The sequence below is a fragment of the Streptomyces fuscigenes genome (assembly GCF_021556455.1).
Lineage (GTDB): Bacteria > Actinomycetota > Actinomycetes > Streptomycetales > Streptomycetaceae > Streptomyces > Streptomyces fuscigenes.
The window spans coordinates 1-2,760 of sequence record NZ_JAKGCV010000594.1; the positions used below are offsets into that span (position 1 = coordinate 1).

3 protein-coding genes are annotated in these 2,760 nt (G+C 74.8%); all 3 read left to right on the plus strand.

Annotated elements, in window-relative coordinates; genetic code table 11:
- Window positions 1-714 (plus strand): SCO family protein (locus L1885_RS26725; RefSeq protein WP_235799733.1); only part of this gene is annotated, 714 nt, incomplete at its 5' end.
- Complete coding sequence (locus L1885_RS26730) at window positions 711-1,247, plus strand: copper chaperone PCu(A)C (protein WP_235799734.1); 537 nt, start codon at window positions 711-713, stop codon at window positions 1,245-1,247. The genes L1885_RS26725 and L1885_RS26730, both read left to right, overlap by 4 nt.
- A 19-nt stretch (window positions 1,248-1,266) precedes the next feature.
- Window positions 1,267-2,760: copper resistance CopC/CopD family protein (locus L1885_RS26735; protein WP_235799735.1), on the plus strand; the 1,494-nt coding region annotated here is incomplete at its 3' end.

Genomic DNA, 2,760 nt, shown 5'->3' on the forward strand with positions numbered 1-2,760 from the left:
CTCGACCATCTCCTCCTCCCGCGCCTCGCGGTAGTAGGAGGGGAGGAACCGAAGGACGCGGCGGTAGCGCCGCTCCAGCAGCGGCATCGTGGCGGTGGCGGCAGCGGTCGCCTCGGCCCCGTCCGCGGCCACGACAGCGCGAAGCCGAAGTCGGTCGCCGCCGTCTCCGGGGGTCAGGCCCCGGGCGCGGCGACGGTCCTCGACCCGCCGTTCCCGAAGCCCGACCTCACCCTGACCGACACGCACGGCAAGCCCTTCAACCTCCGCGAGGAGACGAAGAACAAGCCGACTCTGCTGTACTTCGGATACACGCACTGCCCCGACGTCTGCCCGCTGACGATGAGCAACCTCGGCATCGCGCGCAAGTCGCTGTCCAAGGCCGACCAGGCCCGGCTCCAGGTCGTGTTCATCACGACGGACCCGCAGCGCGACACCCCCGCCGAGCTCGGCAAGTGGCTGCCCGCCGCGGGCGACCCGTCGTTCATCGGCCTCACCGGGGACTTCAAGAAGATCCAGGCCGCCGCGAAGACCCTCGGCATCGGCATCGACCCGCCCGTGAAGCAGAAGGACGGCACGATCGTCTCCACGCACGGCGCGGAGGTGATCGCGTTCTCCCCGAAGACCAACGGCGGCTACCTGCTGTACGGGGACACGACCACGTCCGGCGACTACGCGAAGGCCCTGCCGAAGATCGTGAAGGGGGAGAAGCCGTGACCGGCCGTTCCCCGCGCCGCCGGGCCCTCGCGCCGGCGGCCGTCCTCGCCGCGGCCGGGCTCGCCCTGACGGCCTGCTCGGGCGGCGGCAACGCGGACGCCGCCGCGACGCCCGGGAGCGGAGGCGGGGCCGGCTCGTCCGCGTCCTCCGCCGCCGGCGGCTCGCCGAAGCTCACCGTCACCGGGGCGTACATGCCGCAGCCCGTCGGCGACCTCGCGGCCGGCTTCCTCGTCGTCCACAACGCCGGCACCGGCGACGACGCGCTGACGTCCGTCACCAGCCCGCTGAGCGACAGCGTCACCATCCACAAGACGGTCGGCAACCGGATGGTGGAGGTGAAGTCGTTCGACGTGCCGCCGGGCGGCTCGCTCGACCTCGCCCGCGGCGGCAACCACATCATGCTGATGGGCATCGCCCACCCGCCCAAGCAGGGCCAGAGCATCGAACTGGACCTGCACTTCAAGAGGACAGGCGCGATCAAGGTCACCGTTCCCGTCAAGGCGGCCAACTACCAGCCGCCCGCCACGCCGTGAGTGAGGGACTCGACACGCCATGAGTGCTGCCACCGCCCCGTCCGCCGTTCCCGGCGCCCCCGCGCGTCCACGCCCCCGCCTCCTGCCCCGTCCGGACGGGCGGAGCGCGCGGCCCGCCGCGCTCCGCACGCGGGTGCGCCGCCCGGGCCGTGAGCCCGGCGGCCCGCACGCCTCGCCGCTGCTGCGGCTGCTGACCGTCGCGGCCGTGATCGTCGTGTCCCTGCTGGGCCTGTCCGCGGGCACGGCGTCCGCGCACGCGGCGCTGACCGGCAGCGACCCGAAGGACGGGAGCGTGGTGGCCACCGCGCCGAAGGCCGTCACCCTGTCGTTCTCCGAGCAGGTCTCCCTCGGCAAGAACGCGATACGGGTGCTCGCCCCCGACAACGAGCGCGTCGACAGCGGGAAGATCGCCGACGTCAGCACCTCGTCGAGGGCGAGCTACCGCATCGCGCTGCGCTCCGGCCTCGCCGACGGCACGTACACCGTGGCCTGGCAGGCCGTCTCCGCCGACACCCATCCGGTGGCCGGGGCCTTCACGTTCTCGGTCGGCGCTCCGTCGAAGACGTCGGCGCAGGTCGGCGGGCAGGGCGGGGGCGGCGGGCTCGTCGGCGTGCTGTACGGCGCCGCGCGCTACTTCTCGTACGCGGGGTTCGTCCTGCTGATCGGCGGGGCGGCGTTCGTGCTGGTCTGCTGGCCGGGCGGGGCGGCGGCCCGGCCGATGCAGCGGCTCGTCGTGCGCGGCTGGATCACGTTCACCGCCGCGACGCTCGCGCTGCTGCTCCTGCGCACCCCCTACACGGGGTCGGGCAGGCTGTCCGACGTCTTCGACCTGGCCGGGCTGCAGGACGTCCTCGCGACGAAGGAGGGCGCGGCGCTCGTGTCGCGGCTGCTGCTCCTCGGGGCGGCTGCCGTGTTCGTGGCCGTGCTGTTCGGCGCGTACGCGCGGCGCGGGGAGGAGGCCGCGCCGGGCGCGGACGGCGCCCCGGCGGCGGACGGTGCCCGGGGCGGGGGCGGCCCCGGCGCCGGGAGCGGGAACCGCGACCTGGCGTTCGGGCTCGGCGCGGGTGGCGCGGTGGTCGCGGCGGGCCTCGCGGCGACCTGGTCGCTGAGCGAGCACGCCTCGACCGGCATCCAGACGGCGCTGGCCATGCCGGTCGACATGGTGCACCTGCTGGCCATGGCGTGCTGGCTGGGCGGGCTCGCCGCCCTGCTCGTCGCCCTCTACCGGGCGCCCGCGATCGGGGCGCGGGCGGTGCGGCGGTTCTCGGCGCTCGCGTTCTGGAGCGTCGTGGCGCTGGTGGCGAGCGGGCTGTACCAGGCGTGGCGCCAGCTCGGCACGTTCTCGGCGCTGACCTCCACGTCGTACGGCCGGCTGCTGATGATCAAGGTCGGCCTGGTGGTCGTGGTCGTGGTGATCGCGTACTTCTCCCGGCGCTGGACGGCGCGGCTGGCCGAGGCGCCCGAGGGTGCCGGGGCGGCGGAGGCCGGGGCGGACGCGGCGGCGACCGCCGGG